Annotated in this window: 15 protein-coding genes; 9 read left to right on the top strand and 6 right to left on the bottom strand. The window is 58.7% G+C overall.

Annotated features, from left to right (window positions below; all coding sequences use genetic code 11):
* Nucleotides 1-59 precede the first annotated feature (59 nt).
* A complete protein-coding gene (locus VO84_RS05165; protein ID WP_058186227.1) occupies nt 60-1,604 on the top strand; it encodes an MBL fold metallo-hydrolase in 1,545 nt (514 codons plus the stop codon).
* Between the two features lie 160 nt (nt 1,605-1,764).
* Nucleotides 1,765-4,602 carry an eCIS core domain-containing protein gene (locus VO84_RS05160; protein ID WP_058186226.1) on the top strand — a complete coding sequence of 946 codons (2,838 nt, stop codon included), beginning with the start codon at nt 1,765-1,767 and terminating at the stop codon, nt 4,600-4,602.
* A gap of 89 nt (nt 4,603-4,691) precedes the next feature.
* On the opposite strand, the gene VO84_RS05155 is transcribed toward VO84_RS05160, so the two are convergent.
* On the bottom strand, nt 4,692-6,275 hold the full coding sequence (locus VO84_RS05155) for a GH39 family glycosyl hydrolase (protein ID WP_058186225.1): 1,584 nt from the start codon (nt 6,273-6,275) through the stop codon (nt 4,692-4,694).
* Nucleotides 6,276-6,321: 46 nt separating this feature from the next.
* Entirely contained in the window at nt 6,322-7,308 is a 987-nt protein-coding gene (gene ftsY, locus VO84_RS05150; RefSeq protein WP_058186224.1) for a signal recognition particle-docking protein FtsY, read from the bottom strand.
* A gap of 681 nt (nt 7,309-7,989) precedes the next feature.
* Between ftsY and VO84_RS05145 the strand changes: the two genes are divergently transcribed.
* The 4 genes from VO84_RS05145 to VO84_RS05130 are packed head-to-tail and all read left to right on the top strand — an operon-like array spanning nt 7,990 to nt 10,501.
* Nucleotides 7,990-8,295 (top strand): hypothetical protein, encoded by a 306-nt coding sequence (locus VO84_RS05145; RefSeq protein WP_058186223.1) that lies wholly within the window; start codon nt 7,990-7,992, stop codon nt 8,293-8,295.
* The gene (locus tag VO84_RS05140) at nt 8,285-8,674 is read left to right on the top strand and encodes a GntR family transcriptional regulator (RefSeq protein WP_058186222.1); all 390 of its coding nucleotides are present in this window, start codon (nt 8,285-8,287) and stop codon (nt 8,672-8,674) included. The genes VO84_RS05145 and VO84_RS05140 overlap by 11 nt, the downstream gene beginning before the upstream one ends.
* A gap of 4 nt (nt 8,675-8,678) precedes the next feature.
* On the top strand, nt 8,679-9,575 hold the full coding sequence (locus VO84_RS05135) for an ABC transporter ATP-binding protein (protein WP_058186221.1): 897 nt from the start codon (nt 8,679-8,681) through the stop codon (nt 9,573-9,575).
* Nucleotides 9,572-10,501: a hypothetical protein gene (locus VO84_RS05130; RefSeq protein ID WP_058186220.1), complete on the top strand. Its 930-nt coding sequence runs from the start codon at nt 9,572-9,574 to the stop codon at nt 10,499-10,501. The genes VO84_RS05135 and VO84_RS05130 overlap by 4 nt, the downstream gene beginning before the upstream one ends.
* 510 nt (nt 10,502-11,011) lie before the next feature.
* Here VO84_RS05130 and VO84_RS05125 read toward each other — a convergent pair.
* Together VO84_RS05125 and VO84_RS05120 are read right to left on the bottom strand one after the other, a co-directional pair.
* Nucleotides 11,012-11,911: an aldo/keto reductase gene (locus tag VO84_RS05125; protein ID WP_058186219.1), complete on the bottom strand. Its 900-nt coding sequence runs from the start codon at nt 11,909-11,911 to the stop codon at nt 11,012-11,014.
* 166 nt (nt 11,912-12,077) lie between these two features.
* Nucleotides 12,078-12,881 carry an ABC transporter ATP-binding protein gene (locus VO84_RS05120; protein WP_058186218.1) on the bottom strand — a complete coding sequence of 268 codons (804 nt, stop codon included), beginning with the start codon at nt 12,879-12,881 and terminating at the stop codon, nt 12,078-12,080.
* Between the two features lie 143 nt (nt 12,882-13,024).
* Here VO84_RS05120 and argJ point away from each other — a divergent pair, with 143 nt between their 5' ends.
* The 3 genes from argJ to VO84_RS05105 all read left to right on the top strand — a co-directional run bounded on the left by argJ (nt 13,025) and on the right by VO84_RS05105 (nt 15,730).
* Complete coding sequence (argJ, locus tag VO84_RS05115) at nt 13,025-14,236, top strand: bifunctional glutamate N-acetyltransferase/amino-acid acetyltransferase ArgJ (RefSeq protein WP_058186217.1); 1,212 nt, start codon at nt 13,025-13,027, stop codon at nt 14,234-14,236.
* 175 nt (nt 14,237-14,411) lie between these two features.
* On the top strand, nt 14,412-15,125 hold the full coding sequence (locus VO84_RS05110; RefSeq protein WP_058186216.1) for a thiamine pyrophosphate-dependent enzyme: 714 nt from the start codon (nt 14,412-14,414) through the stop codon (nt 15,123-15,125).
* Nucleotides 15,126-15,205: 80 nt separating this feature from the next.
* Nucleotides 15,206-15,730, top strand: a complete 525-nt coding sequence (locus VO84_RS05105; protein ID WP_058186215.1) for a hypothetical protein — start codon at nt 15,206-15,208, stop codon at nt 15,728-15,730.
* Nucleotides 15,731-15,735: 5 nt separating this feature from the next.
* Here the strand turns inward: VO84_RS05105 and VO84_RS05100 are convergent, their stop codons facing one another.
* Entirely contained in the window at nt 15,736-16,641 is a 906-nt protein-coding gene (locus tag VO84_RS05100; protein WP_058186214.1) for a tyrosine-type recombinase/integrase, read from the bottom strand.
* Between the two features lie 168 nt (nt 16,642-16,809).
* Entirely contained in the window at nt 16,810-17,817 is a 1,008-nt protein-coding gene (locus tag VO84_RS05095) for a site-specific tyrosine recombinase (protein WP_408033303.1), read from the bottom strand.
* Between the last annotated feature and the right edge of the window lie 101 nt (nt 17,818-17,918).

Here is a 17,918-nt window from a genome sequence, read left to right as displayed (position 1 = left end):
TCAGAACACATCAAAGTTGTTGAAATTGGAGATTGGAAACTCAGGAGGATATCCGAAGGATGCGAAAGCTTAATCGGTTCTCTGTATTACAGGCAGTGTCATTGCTCTCGGCGTTGGTGTTGATTCATCCTTCTGCGCGTGTCCTGGCGCAATCTCGGGAGGCTCCCGGCTGCGAAAAGCTTACGGCTGCGCAATGTGTGGGTGAGGCGTTGACTGCGATGGGTGGGCGAGACCGCCTGGCTGCGCTCAAGAGTGTTCGGCTGGACGTGATTGGGCACACGGAGCTGATGGAGCAGTCTTACCGGCAAGATCCGTTTATCACTTCTTATGAGCGCGACAAGGTGGTGCTGGATCTGGTGCATCAGCGGATGCTTGAGAATCAGCATTCGGTGTGGCCGGAGTCAGACCCTGGCACTGCTGAGTCCGATCTGGCGCTGATTGCTACACCGAATGGCGGGGTGTATCACGTTGGCGACAAGTTTGCTCCGTGCTCGCTTGCCGATATTGACACGGCGCGGCAGGAACTTGCGCTGGGGCCTGAGCGCTTGTTGTTGAATGCATCGGCGGCGACGGATCTGCATTATGAGGCTCCGAAAGAGCTGCGGTCGACGATGCATACGACGGTGAGTTTTCGATGGAATTCTATACCGGTGCGGATTTTGATCAACAGATTGAGTCATCTTCCGGATGCTGTTGAGACGGTGCAGCAGTTTAACGACTTCTGGTACTACTGGGGCGACGTTCGGCAGGTTGTGTATTGGGAGAACTGGAACCTGAACCACGGGATTCGCTATCCGACCAACCAGGTGATTGAGCGCAATGGCAAAGTCTGGAACTCGATGCAGGCGTTGAATGTTGAATTCAATGTACCAATCGAGGAGAAAGACTTTGCGATGGATGCTAAGGCGGCGCAGCAGAGTGCACAGGCCAAGGGCTGGGATCGCGAATTTGATGCAGGGCATGGGACGGAGCTTGCTCCGGGTGTGGAGTTCTTTGAAGGATCGTGGAATGCGACGCTTGTGAAGCAGGATGATGGCGTGATCGTGCTTGAGTCGCCGATTTCGTCTTCGTTTACTGCGGGGCTGTTTGCGGAGGCTGGCAAGCGATATCCGGGCGTGCCGATCAAGGCTGTTTTATCTACATCGGATTCCTGGCCGCACGTGGGAGGAATTCGCTACGACGTGGCGCAGGGCGCGACTGTTTATATCCGCGACCTGAACCAGCCGCTTCTTGATCGCATGCTGGGGGCGCCGCATACGATTCATCCCGATGCGCTGGAGCAAGCGAAGCGCGCACCGCGCTGGCATGTTGTTTCCGGCAAGACTGAGATTGGCTCGGGGGATAATCGACTGGTGCTGTATCCGCTGGGCGGCCCTGCAACGGAGCGGCAGTATATGGTTTATTTCCCTGAGCACCGGCTACTGTATGCGAGCGATACGCTGGTGGTGAACCCGGATCACACTTTGTATGACCCGGAGATGATGCACGAAGTGAAGCTCGCCGTGGAGCGTGAACACTTAGTGGTTGACAAGGTGTACTCGATGCATCAGGGGCTTGTGGATTGGAAGGAAGTTGCCTTGATGCTTGAAAAAGCATCGACGTAATGGAGGTTAGAACCATGAGTGTGAGGGAGATGAGCTCTACACATAGGAATATCTCCCTGTTCAAGGTGCGTGATACGATTCGATTCCACGCACACTACTGAGCAAGATGGAGCGGTCTTTATTTGGTCTTGCAGGCAAAAGAGTTTGAACCAGAGAATAGATGATGCATTCCTTTGTGCAGAAGCGGCAAAAGGGCCAACAAGGCAAGTCGCAAGACGCTGACCGCGCAGGCGCGGCTACCGAGCAGAAGGCTGTCAGACGGCTGGATGTAGATGCGGCGGCGCGGGTGGCGGCAGGGGTGGGCCAGCCGCTACCGGGGGAAATTCGGAACTACTTCCAGCCGCGATTTCAATATGACTTCAGCAAGGTACGCGTGCATGCTGACTCAGATGCAGCCGGTGCAGCGCGTGCGATTGACGCTCGCGCATACACGATTGGACGCGATGTTGTTTTTGGCACAGGAGAGTATGCGCCCGAAACGGAGACGGGCAGGCGGCTACTGGCGCATGAGCTGGCCCATGTAGTGCAACAGGATGGCGGGCGCGCAGCCGATGGCCGTATTCGGCGGGACCCGCCGAAGGACAGTAAAAGTGCGCCGAAGAAGGGCAAGAAGCCCGAGAAAAAGAAGTTCAAAGGCCGGGGCCTCTCGATTGATGACGTAGTGAAAGAGATGAAGGGACTTGGAGGTCCCTATGCTGATGTGGAGGCCTGGGAAAAGACGATCAAGCCGGGCAAGTTTCTTGGGCATGCGATTGACGGGGGCTCGGAACCGGTAAAGGGGATTCGGCCGGAGTTTCAGGCTCTGCTTACCTCGGCTGAGTCAAAGGTGAATGATGAGTTCAAGAAATCGAGCACCATGCCTTCAGCCGGATTCGGGATCAAGTCTATCGGAGGTTACCGGAGACAGGTGAGCCCACATGGTGCGGGTGTGGCGATTGATATTGATGCCGGCGAAAATCCGTATATCTCCCATCAGGGAGATGAGGCCGGCGCACCACAGAAGCTGACTAAAGAACTGAACCAGGTTTACGAACACATTGCTCAGTTCATACTCAATATTCCGATTGATGGTGAACAATCGGTCATTCCCAAACAGATCACGTCTACGGAGACCTTGCCGAAGGGACAGAAGTTGTCTCCGCGAGACCGGACGGCACAGTATTATGACCGGCTCGCGCTGGAAAGCCAGGCCATGCAGAAATACTTCAAGCTGATGCAGGATGACAACGCGTTGAAGGATTTTCTGACGAAAGATTGGGTGACGCTGCATCCTAAGGAAACTGCGCCAGCGTTTGATGACATCAAGAAACAGATGTGGCAGGACTATGCACTGCTCGGCGGCGCGATTCCGAAGGGTGGCTTGCCGGGCTTCAAGCTGCGGCCTGATGTAAGCCGTCCATTTGATCCAAACGGGTCGCAGAGGGACCCGGCTGCGGGCTTCCTGACCATTCCACGCGAGGTGGTGCTGGGTCTTGCACAGGCTGTGCCACGATGGGGGGCCATTGATTTCGGCACACAAAGCGGTGATGTGATGCACTTTGACGACCGCTATGGTTTGGGCAAGCCGTTTTATGACGCCAAGGCGCCGGCGCAGGCCAATGTGGACGCTGAAAACGCGAAGGCCAAGGAAGACTTTGACAAGGCTGAGGCAGACGCGGAGGCAAAAGAGCAGCAGGGCAGTGGAGCTGCCGATCCACAGCAGGGGAGTAAGGCTGTTGAGCCCCAGCGCAAGGCGATTCTTGGAGCAGTGAATGATCCGCTGGAGCATGAGGCTGATGCGATGGCGGACCGGGTATTGCGGATGAAAGAGCCCGCACAGGGAAGTGCGCAGGCATTGATGGGGACGGGGCGCGGGCTGAGGAGTGTAGTTCAGCGGAAGATTCGCCCTGCGGATGTTGGCAAGGAGATGGTGGGGCAGCCGTTCAGCATTCGTGAAGCCTTCAGTGACGGTACTGTGAACATTCCTGCAGGTGAAGTGGTGACGGTGAAGAGCTGGGATAACGCGAGCAACACGGCTGAAGTGACCAGCGCTTCCGCAAAAGACTCCTACAATGTGCCAAAGTATCTGCTGGAGCCGGCGCAGACGAAGGTGGCCGGGGTTTCGCAATACGGTGCGGGACTGGGCAAGCTGGAATCGACGGTGGAGAAGGGCGCAGCGGATATTGAGGCGTTCAAGAAAACCGAACCCACATACAAAAGCGCAAAGTCCAAGGCATCTTTTGCCAGCGACCTGCATGACCGCGAGAAGCTGCAGTCAAGCCGGGAGTCTGTGTTGAATGAGCGGCTGATTCAGGGGGAGATGCTGAACCGTTTTGACGACAGTATTAAGAAGTGGGTGGATCATTACAACGGTGAGTTCGAGTTCAAAGGCGCGGATGCGCTGGATCCAAACCTGATCAAGGCAATGGTGTACCAGGAATCGCAGATGGGGACATTTGGGGATTTTATGGACGATCCGCCGACCAACAAAATTCTCAACCGGTTTAATCTGCTGCAGGCGATTGATTCGTGGCCGGAGGAGCAGCTTCCGGTGATCGAGGAAGAGGCGCCGGATTTGATCAAAAAGAATCACCTGGAAAATGTTCGGACGGATCTGATTGCGGCGGAGACGGAGCTGGATACGTTGGTGGCGAAAGAGAAGGCGGGCAAGATGAAGGCTGCGGATACGGCGCGGCTGACTGAGCTGAGGGCGAAATCGCAGAAGAACTGGCAGCCGTGGTTTTTGGATTATCCGGGATTTGTGGATGCGGTTAAGGAGTTTCTTGAGACCAAGGATGGCGGAAAGAAGCGCGAGGAGGATTATGACTTCTGGATTCGCGTGGGTATCCGGGCGGTGTTTGAGAAGCACAAGAGTGTGAAGAGCTGGGCCGAGGCGGCGCGGGCGTATAACGGCGGAGGCCCTCATGCGCGCAAGTACAGGGATGCGGTGGTGGATCGTGCGGAGCAGGCTGTGAAGGCTGGGAAAGATGGGAAGGAGTTTGTGCCGGATCGACTTTGATGTTCTGCTGTAGTTTCTGGCGGATAGAGATATTGTGTCCCCTTCTTGCGCCGAAAGAGGCTGCATGAAGGGGACACTTGTTTTGGTGGCTAGCGGTTGAAGGTGAGGACGGCGAGACCGTGGGCGGGGATGGTGAGGTCGAGCTTGCCGTTGACGAGATGGGTGTGCTCGGGTGGGGCCATGGCGCCGGCAGCCTGAAGTTGCTCGATCTGAGTGCGGGTGAGATCGGCGGGAGGGCGGCCCATGGCGTCGAAGGCTTTGAGGACGTTGCCGTGGTCTTCATCGACGCGCCAGATGGTGACCTCGGAGTTGGACGCATTTTTGATTTCGAGATGGAAGGTTTTGGATGGGCCGGCTGGGCTGGCGGGCTTGGTGTAGGTTGCGCCGGTGCCGTCGGGTGGAGCGTAGTTCCAGAGAGCCAGGGTGAGGCTGTGGGATGCGGTGGTTGTCGCGAGTGCGGAGTCGGAGTCGACGGCTATGCGGCGATCGCCGAGTTTATGCAGGGCACGGAAGGCGTTGAGGCTGGGCTTGGGGATGTTGTCCGCCGCAAGGAGGCCATAGCCGCCGTAGAAGGGTGTGCGGACGACGCCCTGCTCCTCGAAGACATCCGAGAAGGACCAGTAGGCCATGTTGCTTACGAGGCCGTCGCACTGCCGGATGGTGTTGGCGAGCCAGGAGCCGAGGTAGATGGAGTCGGTGATGTTGGGCTCGTTGGCGTAGCTGGCGTTGTACTCAGAGAAGATGAGCGGGAGATGCGGGAAGGCGCTGGCGGCGATCTGGTCGTGGACTTTGCGCACAGAGCGATAGACCATCTGGTCGCGGGGAATGGTCTCGGCCGGATTGGAACCCTCGGCGCCGAAGACGTCTTTTGCGAGGTCATTAGCGTAGACGTGGGTGGAGACGAAGTCGATGGGGACGTTGTTCTCGTGGACGTGGGCGAGGAATGGTGTGACCCAGGCGGCTTGCGCGGTGGAGGGTCCGCCGATCTGGAGGCGGGGCGAGACCGACTTGATGGCGCGGGCGGTGTGGTCATAGAGCTCGAAGTAAGTGGCTTGCTTTGGATTCCCGCCCCAGAAATCGAGATTGGGCTCGTTCCAGACTTCGAACTTCCAGGTGGAGACTTCTTCGATTCCGTAGCGCGAGATGAGGTGCTGGGCGAAGGCGCTGATCATGGCGTCCCATTTGGCGTAATCGGCGGGCGGGGAGACGTTGGGGTGATACCAGAAGGCGTGGAGGGCGTTGGGATCGGCAGCGAGCTTGCGGGGCATGAAGCTGAGCTCGACGAAGGGGCGGACGCCGTTGTCGAGGAGGCCGTCGTAGATCTGGTCGACATAGGAGAAGTTGTAGACGGAGGCGTCGTTGGCGGCCACGGCGGCAAGGCCGGGATTCTTGGTCTGGCGGTCGGGATCGTAGAGGCCGACTTCATCCATGAGGATGCCGTGGAAGCGGACGGACTGAAAGTTGGTGGCTTCCTTTACGGTGCGGAGGTCGCGGCGGTAGCTGTCGCGGAGGGCTAGGATGGCGCGGCCGGAGCCGAAGGTTTGTTCCCAGAAGTGCGGGAAGGGCGTGGTGGTTGCGTTGGCGTCAATGGTGAGGTTGACGGGCTGCTGGGCGGGTAAGAAGGAAGCAGCGAAAAGGAGAGCTGAGGCGAGGACGGGAAAGCGGAGGCGCATGAAGGGCTCCTTCAACGGTATAGATGCAAGATCAAGAGAATAAAGGCTAACCGAGGAGCGAGTCTACGAAGGCTTCCGGGGAGAATTCGAGCAGGTCGGTCATCTTTTCGCCAACACCTACGAAGCGGACGGGGAGGTTGAGCTCGCGGGCGATGGCTACGGCGATGCCGCCTTTGGCGGTGCCGTCCAGCTTGGTGAGAACGATGCCGGTGACACCTGCGGATTGGGTGAAAAGACGCGCCTGTTGAAGACCGTTTTGTCCTGTGGTTGCATCCATTACGAGTAAAACTTCATGTGGTGCTTCAGGTATTAGCCGGGAAGCGGTGCGGCGCATTTTCTCGAGCTCATCCATGAGGCCGGTCTTGGTATGGAGGCGGCCGGCGGTGTCAACGTAGAGGTCTGAGATGTTGCGGGCTTTGGCGGCGGTGACGGCGTCGTAGAGGACGGCGGCGGGATCGCCCCCCTGGCGGGTCTTGATGATTTCGACGCCGGAGCGGGTGGCCCAGACTTCAAGCTGCTCGATGGCGGCGGCGCGGAAGGTGTCGGCGGCGCAGAGGAGTACGGTGCGATTCTGGGCGCGGGACCAGGCGGCCAGCTTGCCGGATGTGGTGGTTTTGCCGGTGCCGTTGACGCCGACGAGGAAGATGACTCGGGGCGGCTGGGCGGGATCGACGACGGGCTTCTGCGGTGCTTCCAGGATGGAGCGAATCTGGGTTTTGAGGAGCGAGCGGAGTTCTTCGCCGCCTTCGATGGCCTGACGCTTGGCGCGGTCGCGGAGGGCATCAAGGATTTCGGTGGTGGTCTGGACGCCGATGTCGCTCGAAAGCAGCGCCATCTCGAGGTCTTCGAGGGAAGACTCGTCGACCGTGCGCGTGAGGGCGACGATGCCTTCGATTTTGGAGCCGAGGGATTCGCGGGTGCGGGTTACCGCCTCGCGCATGCGGCTAAAGAAACCGGATTTCTTCTGCTCGGGTTCCTCTGGCTCGGGTTTTTCGGGTTCGGACTTGTTGCCAAAGAGGCTGATGAAGGACATAGCGGTCTGATTTCAGTGTAGTGGAATCAGCGGGACCGACATCATGGTTTGTCAAAGGCTCGGGATTTATGAAGAAGTATCATATTGCGATACGTGGAGAGCTGCAATTTATCCATTAACCTTAATAGGTTCAATTGTTTATAGCAATTATTTCGAGAGCATGCTGTGACTGTGGGGGAGGGGTGGCGGTATGTGTTTCCTCTTTCTTCGTCTGTCATTGGAGTCTCGTCCGCTTTTCTCCCTGCTTATTTTAAGTGTGGCATAAAACCTCGTAATTCTACGCAAACTTTCTGAAGGGACGTTTGGGTACGAAAGGGTGGTGGGCTTAGGTAATCGAAACGGGAACATGGGGATTCGTGCTATCCCACCCGTGGCGCAAAAGCGCTTCACCACCCCACCGACGAAGACCTGTCGGTGGGGCCCCGGGATGAATGGGGCACCCGTGTGTTGGGGTGTAACTGGCTAAAAAGCAAAAGCAGGTCCTTCGACTCACCACCCCCAGCCTGAAGAGAACGGCTGGGACGCCATTCGCTCAGGATGACATCGCATAGTCCAGAGATATTTAAGAAAAGGGCTTGACAGAGAGTTAGTGTTGTAGTTATGTATAGCAGTAAGCATGAGTGATCTTGATCATGTGTAAACGGGAAACGACCTCGACCGTTATGGATCTGGGAGGGGGAGATGGAATCGATGATGCGTAGTTTGCTTGCGGTGTTGTTGCTCATTTCGGCGGTATCGGCTGCTCAGTTCACGCTTGAGGAGTCATTTGAAAAGGTGAAGACGCTGGCCGGGATGAATGAAGAGACGATGGAACGGGCATCTGAATGTGCGTCGCGTGCAGTGGCGCGTGAGATGAGGCATTTGAGGCCGGCCGTTCGGGAACTGGGTCTAGCGGTGAGCTGTGTGGCGGCGCGGAGTGGCTGGGCCGAGTCTGCAAACGGGGTGACAAAAACGATGGAAGGTATCTGGAAGGCTTATGGACATTGAATTCAACAATAGTCAGCCGATTTATCGCCAGCTGCGCGACCGCGTGGTGGCGCTGATACTGGATGGCGCGCTGAAAGAGGGCGATCCATTGCCTTCTGTGCGGAACGTGGCGGCGGAGTATCGCGTAAATCCGCTAACGGTTCTGAAGGGTTACCAGGAGCTGTCAGGCGAAGGCCTGGTGGAGACGATGCGGGGGCGCGGAATGTATGTGAAAGATGGGGCAAAGGGATTGCTGCTTGAGGCCGAGCGGAAGAAGTTTCTGGAAGAGGAATGGCCGCGGGTGTACGCGACGATTGAGCGGCTGGGACTGAGCGCGAAGCAACTGCTGGCTGGCCAAAATGGAGCGAATGGCTCGGGTTCGATGAAGGAGGCGCGGTAAAGCTATGGCATTGATTGAGGCACATGGACTGCGCAAGAGGTATGGCACTACGGTAGCGCTGGACTCGATTGACTTGCGCGTGGAAGAAGGACGCATTCTGGGGTTGATTGGGCCGAACGGCGCGGGCAAGACTACGGCGCTGAATGCAATTTTGGGACTGGCTCCGTTTGAGGGTGAGCTGCGGGTGCTGGGGTTGAACCCGTGGACGGAACGCGATGCGCTGATGCGCGAGGTTTGCTTTATCTCCGATGTGGCGATTTTGCCGCGCTGGATGCGGGTGACGCAGGCTCTGGATTATGTCGCGGGCGTGCATCCGAGGTTTAATCGCGCGAAGGCAGAGGGTTTTCTGGCGAAGACGGCGATCAAGCCCAGGAGCCGGGTCAGGGAGCTGTCGAAGGGCATGGTGGCTCAGCTGCACCTGGCGCTGGTGATGGCGATTGACGCTCGGCTGCTGGTGCTGGATGAGCCGACGCTGGGACTGGATCTGCTGTACCGCAAGCAGTTTTATGACTCGCTGCTGAATGATTATTTTGACGGCAGCAGGACGATTATTGTGACCACGCACCAGGTGGAGGAGATACAGAACATTCTGACCGATGTGATGTTTTTGAATAGCGGCCGGATTGTGTTGAACCACAGCATGGACGAGTTCGAAACGCGGTACACGGAGGCGCTGGTGGGGCCGGAGTATATTGAGGCCGCGCGCGCACTGAAGCCGATGTATGAGCGTGCGGGGTTTGGGAAGAGCATGCTGTTGTTTAACGGCGTGGATCGCCAGCAGATTACAGCGCTTGGCGAGGTGAGAACGCCGAGCATTGCGGATGTATTTGTGGCCATGATTAGCGAGAGCGGCGCTGGGGCGCCGAGGTATACGACTTCGTATATGGGAGCAAGCCGATGAGCACGCAATCGAATGCAGTAAACGAACTACCGATGGCTGGGCGCACGATGGCGCAAACTTCTATTTCGCCCGGCAGGCGGCTGTACTGGAGCGTGCGGCGCGAGATATGGGAGAACCGGTCGATTTATATTGCGCCGGCGGCTGTGGCCGGGCTTCTGATTGTGGGGCTTCTGATTGCTGTGTTCCGCGGAGCGCTGCACATCAGCGCTGACATGAACATGAGCCAAGGGCAGCACAGTGGCGTGGTGGCGGCATATAACGTGGCGTCTGCTGCGATTATGGGCGTGGCGCTGATTGTCTCCGGGTTTTATTGCCTGAGCACGCTGCAGGGTGAGCGCAACAGCCGGAGCATCCTGTTCTGGAAATCGCTGCCGGTATCCGATACGACGGCGGTTCTGGGCAAGGCGGCGATCCCGTTTGTGGTGATTCCAGCGATCATGATGACGCTGGTGATTGTGACGCACCTGGTGATACTGCTGATTCTTTCCGCGACGTTTGCGGCACAGGGACAGGGCGCGTCATTGGCGTGGCCGAATCCCGGATTGCCGCAGGTATGGGGGATGACGCTCTACCACCTGGTGACGATTCATGTGCTGTGGTATGCACCGATTTTTGCCTATATGCTGATGGTTTCCGCGTGGGCGAAGCGCGCGCCGTTTTTGTGGGCCGTGGTGCCTCCGGTGCTGGCAGGCGTTGTGGAGAAGATTGCGTTCAACACAACGTATGTTTTCTCGATCCTGCGGGACAGGCTGACGGGAGAATCCTCAGGCGCTGTGGGGGCCGGCGGCGGAATGAAGCTCGATTCGATGGAGATGATCGATCCGCTGCATTTTCTGGCGAGTCCGGGATTATGGATTGGGCTGGCTGTTGCGGCGGCGTTTCTTGTGGCGACGATTAGGCTGAGACGGTGGGGGAGTGCGTTGTAGGGACGAAGGACGAGGTGCCTGGGGACGTTAAGGCAAAAGCAGGTCCTTCGACTCACCACCCCCAGCCTGAAGAGAACGGCCTGGGCCCCGTTCGCTCAGGATGACACATCATAAATTTGGCATAAAACAACAGCGGCCTGAGATTGCTCTCAGGCCGCTGGCGGTTAACTGTTGGGATTGGACTAAGGCCATCGCTACTCGCGAGAGCCAAGGCCCAGCGATGAAATGCCGGGGGCTTACATGGGGTCCAGAGCGCGATGCCCTAGGCCTCAGTCACCTCACGTACCGGACTACTTGGTAAATCAAATTTCATAGGCTGGATCAACCTCCTTTCCCGTGTAAGAAGAGATTAGTCCTGGATGGGAAAAGAGGTCAAGCTGGGGGGAGTCTCAAAGAGCATACCTCAGGGCCTGAAGGCCCTTTTTTGTTTGTGCGATTGTTGCCGGGGATAAATCCCCGGTCTACCAGTCCCGAACTACCGTTTCGGATTGCGAATACCAGCTTTCCTGTTTAAACGAGCGCGAGGTTCAGGTTGTCGATGGTTTCGTCGATTTCCTGGGTGGTTTTGCAGCCTACGGTGACGCAGTCTACGCCGGCGGTCTGGACGGCGAAGCGCATGGCGGCCTGGCGGTCGGCGCGGGAGTTTTCAAACTGGCCGCCGCCGATGAGCTTCATGCCGATGACGCCCATGTCTTCTTTTTTGATCTGCTGGATGTGGGAGACGACTTCGTCGCGGTGATCGGGGTTGTTGTTGTCCATGTAGGTGTCGCCGTCCATGCGCGAACCGTTGTGGTTGATGCGGACGAGCGAGACCTGCAGCCACTGGTTGCCGGGAACCTGGCGGAATGCGGGCAGGCCGTGGCAGCTTGCGCCGCGGGCGATGATCTTTTTCTGCGACTGGAACTCTTCGATGCCTTCCTGCCAGCGCTTGCTGCGGGTGGGCCAGTCGGCGGTGGTCTGCCAATGGAGGAGCATGATGTCGAAGTAATCAGTCTGCGATTTTTTGAGCATGGCGTCGAAACGCTGCTTGGGGTCGCCGTCGTTGTTCGTGGTGACCTTGTGCATGAGAACGTAGCTCTCGCGCGGGTAGGGCTTGAGGGCTTCGCCGAGCATAGCGGGGGTCATGTAGGATTCGGCGGTTTCATAGAAGCGGATGCCGCGGTCGTAGGCGTGAGCAACGAGGCGATTGACTTCCTGCTGGCCGAGTGCGGCGAGAACGTAGCCGTTGTTGGTTCCGCTGCCGAAGGCGAGGCGCGTGGCTTTGACGTTGGAGCGGCCCAGGGTGACTTTATCGAGAGCCGTGCGCGTGGTTGGGGATATGGCGGCGTGAAGCGCTGTGGGCGCGGCTGCGGCAACCGTTCCGGCTGCGATGCCGGTTTTAAGAAAATCGCGGCGAGAATAGGGATTCATTGGGGACCTCCGGCGGATGTGAGGTTTACGAGAGAGAGAGACGATCAATAGCCGAAATGGTAGCAGAAAGCATTGCATGCAGCCACTGCGCGCTTTGCGCGCCAGTCAGCTGTGGAACGCTCCCGATGGTCGCGGAGAAGTTTGTTTGTGAAGGAAATGAATACTTTTACCAGCTATGGAGCCATTCTTCATCTCGGCCGATGCGGATGGGGGCATTGAAGAGATCGGAGAGGTGGGATTCGGTGAGGAGCTTGGTGCGCGGGCCGTCGGCGAGGATGCGGCCCTGCTTCATGAGGATGACGCGGTCGATTTCGGGGAGGATGTCGCCGAGGTGATGGGTTACGAGGACGAGGCCTGTGCCTTCGTGCGCGAGGCGGCGCATGGTGTTGCGGAGTTCGCGCTGGGCGGCCAGGTCGAGGGCGTTTGAGGGCTCGTCGAGGAGGAGCTGGCGCGGACGGTGGACGAGAGCGCGGGCGATGAGGATGCGGCGCTTTTCGCCGGCGGACATTTCGCCGACTAATTGCGTGGCAAGGCGCGTGGCATCGATACGTTCGAGGGCTTCCATGGCGCGAGTGCGCATTTCTTCTGTGACGTGGAGGTTGGGCCAGAGGGTGAAGGCGGAAAAGAAGCCGGCAATTACGGCGTCGAGGCCGGTGGTGACGGCGGTGCGCTCGCCGGGGAGATCCATACCGACGACGCCGAAGTGCTTGCGGAGTTCGGTGAGGTCCCAGCGATCGCGACCGAAGATGCGCACTTTCATGCCCGGTTGGACGAGGGGGTAGATCTGGCAGTTGATGGTGAGGATGAGGGTGGATTTGCCGCAGCCGTTGGGGCCGAGGATGGCGACGTGCTCGCCTGCTTTGATGGTGAGGTTGATGTCGTGGAGGACGATGCGCTCGCCGCGGGCTACGTTGACGTTTTCGAGTTCGAGAAAATTGGTTTGCGATGCGGCGATTGCGTTCTCCGGCATGGGGTCCTCATTTGCTAGATTAAATTGTCGGCTTGATTTGACGCGGGTGCGGCGAGCCGGGCTTTGTACAGCGGCTAAAGCCCCAGATCTTCTTAATCTCATTCCGGCACGGCTAAAGCCGTGCCCTGTTACAAGACAGGATCATGAGCGATATTTCTTCATTTCTGATACCGAAGGGTTTTCGGTTTGGCGCAACGAAGGCCGGTTTGAAGGCGAGCGGGCGCGCGGATTTTTCGTTGATTGTGGCGGATGAGCCGGCGAACGCGGCGGCGGTATTCACGGCGAACAAGGTGAGCGCGGCTCCGCTGGCGATTGACAAGGAAAACCTGCGCGCGACGGGCGGTAAGGTGCGCGTGGTGGCGATTAACGCAGGCAATGCGAATTGCGCGGCTGGGCAGGCGGGGCTGGATGCTGCGCGCGAGACGTGCGCGGCGGCGGCGCTGGTGTTTGGCTGTAAGGCGGAAGAGGTGTTTCCTTCTTCGACGGGAGTTATTGGCGTGCCGCTGCCGGTGGAGAAGCTGATTGCGGTGATGCCGGGGCTGGCTCACCAGATTGGCGCTGACAGCGATCATTTTCACCAGGTGGCGCAGGCAATTCTGACGACGGACCTGGTGGAGAAGACGGCTTTTGCGCGGTTGGAGCGCGATGGCAAAGAGGTTCGGATTGCGGCGGTGGGCAAGGGATCGGGGATGATTCATCCGCAGCTGGTGCCGCACGCAACGATGCTGGTGTATGTGCTGACGGATGCGGAGATTGAGCCTGCGGCACTGGGTGGTTATCTGCGCGGCGCGATCGATGTGAGCTTTAACCGCATCTCTGTGGATGGGGATACTTCGACGAACGATACGGTGCTGCTGCTGGCGAGCGGCGCTGGCGGGGCGAAGATTGCGGCGGGGGATGCGGAGTTTGATGAGGCGCTGAGGCAGGTCTGCACGTCATTGGCGAAGCAGATTGTGGCTGATGGCGAGGGCGTGACGCATGTAGCGGAGCTGCGGATTGATGGCGCGGTGAGCGATGCGGATGCGCTGAAGGTGGCGAAGGCGATTGCTCACTCGCCGCTGATCAAGACGGCGTGGGCTGGGTGCGATCCGAACTGGGGAAGGTTGATGGCTGCGATTGGGTATTCCGGGGCGGAGATTGATCCGAACCAGATTGATATTTGGTTTGGGGATTTGCGGATTTGCCGGGATGGCGGGCGAGCGGAGGAGCTGGATGAGGCCGCTGCGCATGAGTATTTGAAGCAGAGCGAGTTTTCGATTTCGATTCAGTTGCATCAGGGTGAAGGGAAGTGCGTCTTCTGGACGACGGACCTGACGAAGGAATATGTGGCGATCAATGCGGATTATTCGACGTAGGTTTTTCCCCCAGAAGTAAGTTCCCGCAGGGGCTAAAGCCCGGTCAGTTTTTGGACTTTTTCGGCACGACTGAAGTCGTGCCCTGTTACAAAGCAAGCCGAAGTCGATTCGTCAGACACAGCCTAGCGCGGGTTACAATCGCAGCACCGGATTACATCTTTAGGAAAACTTCTGAATGGCTATCAAGAGCAGCAAGCCGAAGGCGGCAGTGTCCGCAAAGGCAGAGAAGAAAGAAGAGTTTTCGCTGATTTCGAATACGACGCTGAAGGCGCTGTACGCGGACTTGCGGAAGTGCGAGCGCGTGGCGAAGCGTGGCGGGTCGAGCGCGACCTTTGACGCGATGATTTCAGGCGTGTTGATGGACCTGGGCGAGGGCGATGCGGTGGCTTCGGCGGGTGCGAATGATGCGTTGCGGTTGAAGCGCGCGGGTAAGCCCTCCGTTGGAGCGGGCTTTGATGCTGTTGTGGGCGCGGCGCTGCTGGCGAAGACACATAATAGCCGAAAGGTGAGTGTGGTTTTTGGTGAGGCGGATGCGGTGGCATTTCAAGATGCGCTGGCGGCGGCGAGGCAGTACGCACTGCCGCTGATCCTGGTGAGCCGCGGGGATGCGGCGGATGAGATTGCGGAGAAGCGCGCTGTGCGCAGACCGGCTAAGAAGAGCAAGACCGCGAAACATGTGCCGGCGGAAGGGCATTTGCCGCGCATGTATGTGGATGCGAATGACGTGGTGGCGGTGTATCGCGTGGCGCATGAGGCGATTGATCGCGCGCGGCGCGGGCGCGGGGCGACGTGGATTGAGGGGATTCCGTTTAAGCCTGAGGGCAAGCGGCTGAAGGCGGATGCTGTGGCGGGGATGGAGTTGTATTTGCGGGGGAAGGGGCTGTTATAAGACAGCTTCTAGCCGCTAGCCTCTAGCTTGATTTTGAGAGTGCGGGCTAAATCGCGTTCGCGCAGCAAGAAACAGGGAACATGAGTGGATTTTTCAAGAAGCAGGTTTTACTGGGAGCACTCATCTGCTTGAGTTGCGCACTCCATGCGCAGGATAGCGCAGCCGCGCTCTTACATAGCGCGGCTTCTTGCCTGGCTACCAAGGGTTTTCTTCGATCAACCAAAACGTCGAGTATGGTGTTCGGCTACTTTCTTGATGAGAAGTCCTATCCGCGCGCGAGAGTGCTTTACGTTGTGAATTATCGAAGCCCCTCGCGATCAGATGGATTCGTATTTACTATCTTCCTGACAGAACATGATGACCGTCAGGATTTCAATGTCCAAAATAACGCTCGCTTTGTACTCTCCAAGGATGGAGATAAAGGGGTCTCTTTTGTGGATCCCCCGCTAGGCGGTACATGGACTCAAGAGCATCTTGTATCAGCCATCAGACACATCGAAAAACAGTCGAAGTTCACGATCTCGATTGAGAACCCGGCTAAAGTTGATTCCTCGATTAGCTGCGAGGCATATACAGATCCTCAACCTAAGCCAACTGCAAAGTAGCGTTGTTACTTTGCTCTTGGATGCGTGTCGTCGTAGACGCGGGCCAGCTGGGTTGCGGTTAGCTGTGTGTAGCGCTGGGTTGTCGATAGGCGCTCGTGGCCGAGCAGTTCCTGTATGGCGCGGAGGTCTGCGCCTTCTTCCAACAAGTGAGTTCCGAAGGCGTGGCGGAGGGTGTGCGGATGCACGTCTGACGAGAGGCCGCGCAGGATGGCGATGCGCTTGACGATGCGGCCCACGGAGCGCGTGGTGAGGCGCGCCTGGCCGCCGGGCGTGTTGAGGCCACGGAGCTTGAGATTAAGGAAGACGGCGGGTGTGGTGCGCGCGGTTTCACTGGCTTCGAGGCGGGCGGAGCGTTCGGTGAGGTAGGCGCGGAGGGCTTGGGAGGCTGCGTCGCCGAGGGGGACGTAACGCTGCTTCTGGCCCTTGCCGCGGACGAGAATGGCGTCGTTGGCCCAGTGGATGTCGTTGAGGTTGAGCGCGGTGAGCTCGGCGTTCCGTATGCCGCAGCCGTAGAGCAGCTCGAGAATGGCGCGGTCGCGGGCGGGCCAGGTTGCGGCGTCTTCGCTGATGGTATCTACGACGCGGTTCATCTGTTCGATGGAGGGCACGCGGGGTAGATGTTTGGGCAGCTTGGGCGTGGAGACGAGCGATGCGGTGTTCTTTTCAACGTGGCCGGTGCGGGCGAGCCACTTGAACCAGCTGCGTATTGCTGCGAGAGCGCGTGCGGCCGAGGCTTTGGAGAGCCCGCGCGTATAGAGCGTGCCGAGATACGAGCGGATGTGGACGTGCTCGATGCGGGCGGGGGCGCAATCCCCGCCGAAGATATCTGTAATGTAGGCGCAGAAGCCGGCGAGTTCGCGTTCGTAGGCGCGGAGGGTATGGGCGGAGGCGGCGCGCTCGTTGGTGAGCATGTGGAGATAGGCGGAGGCTAGGGAATGGAGGGGAGTTTGCGTGGGAGCTTGTACTTCGGCGGGCGAGCACATACCTCGGGGGCTAAAGCCCCACTCCTTTCATAACGGCCTTTTTGCCGGGGATAAATCCCCGGCCTACCTGTTTCTGCTGGAGCGTTGCTGTGGTGTTCATGCGGTTTCCTCGAGCATGCCTGGCCCCGGCTGCTCGACGGAGGCGCGTTTGGCGCGGGGATGATGCTGGCGGTGGACTTCTTTGAGGCGGCCCAACGCTAGATGCGTATATATCTGAGTGGTGGAGATGTCGGCGTGGCCGAGAAGCGTCTGCACGCTGCGGAGGTCTGCGCCGTGTTCGACCATGTGCGTGGCGCAGCTGTGGCGGAGCATGTGCGGGCTGGAGTCATTGTTGGCCATTTTGACCAGATGCCAGACCCACTGGCGGGTGAGGGGCATTCCGCGAAGCGAGAGAAATAGACAGGAGCCGCTGGACTGGGGTCTGCCATGTGCGCCGGGTTTGCGGCGCGAGGTGCCGATGCGGGCGAGATGAGGACGGCCCAGGGCCAGATAGGCTTCGATGGCTTCAACGGCGGTGCGGCCTATGGGGATGATGCGCTCCTTGTCGCCTTTGCCGCGCACGAGGACGCGACCGTGATCGAGAGCGAGGTCGCTGATGTTGAGCGCCGTGACTTCAGAGACGCGGAGGCCGCCGGCATAGAGCAGCTCGAGGATGGCGCGGTCACGCAGGGCGGTGGCGCGGGCCTGGGGATGGTTGGCGGCGAGGGCGGCGCGCTCGAGCATTTCGGAGACTTCCGGCTCGGCGAGCGACTTGGGCAGCACCTTCCAGGTTTTGGGGGATTCGATGTTGACGGTGGGGTCGTGGTCGATGCGGCGGTCAAGCAGAAGCCACTTGTAAAAACCGCGCAGGCAACTGAGTTTGCGGGCTGAGGAGCGGGAGTCAAGGCCGTGGGTGCGAAGGTTTTCGAGGAAGGCGGCGACGTCCTGCTGGGTGGCGTTGAGAAGCACGCCATGGCGGGTTTCGAGGAACTCGGCGTAGGTGCGCAGGTCGCCGAGATAGGCCTCGCAGGTGAGCGGCCGCAGCCCTTTTTCTACGCGGAGATAGGAGTGGTAGTCCTTCATGAGGGAGGAGTTACCGACTCCGGAATTGGCTGTGGGGTTCACAGGATGATTATCTGTGGGCGCGGGGATGAGTCGGGCGTTTTAGAGCGGAATGTGAACCTCGTTCATCACGGACTCAAGAGTGCAACGAAGGGGGATAGGAA

The sequence above is a fragment of the Occallatibacter gabretensis genome, assembly GCF_001449115.1.
In the GTDB taxonomy this organism is placed as follows: domain Bacteria; phylum Acidobacteriota; class Terriglobia; order Terriglobales; family Acidobacteriaceae; genus Telmatobacter; species Telmatobacter gabretensis.
Note: the sequence above shows the minus strand (reverse complement) of the source record. Positions and strands in the feature narration are given on the sequence as shown.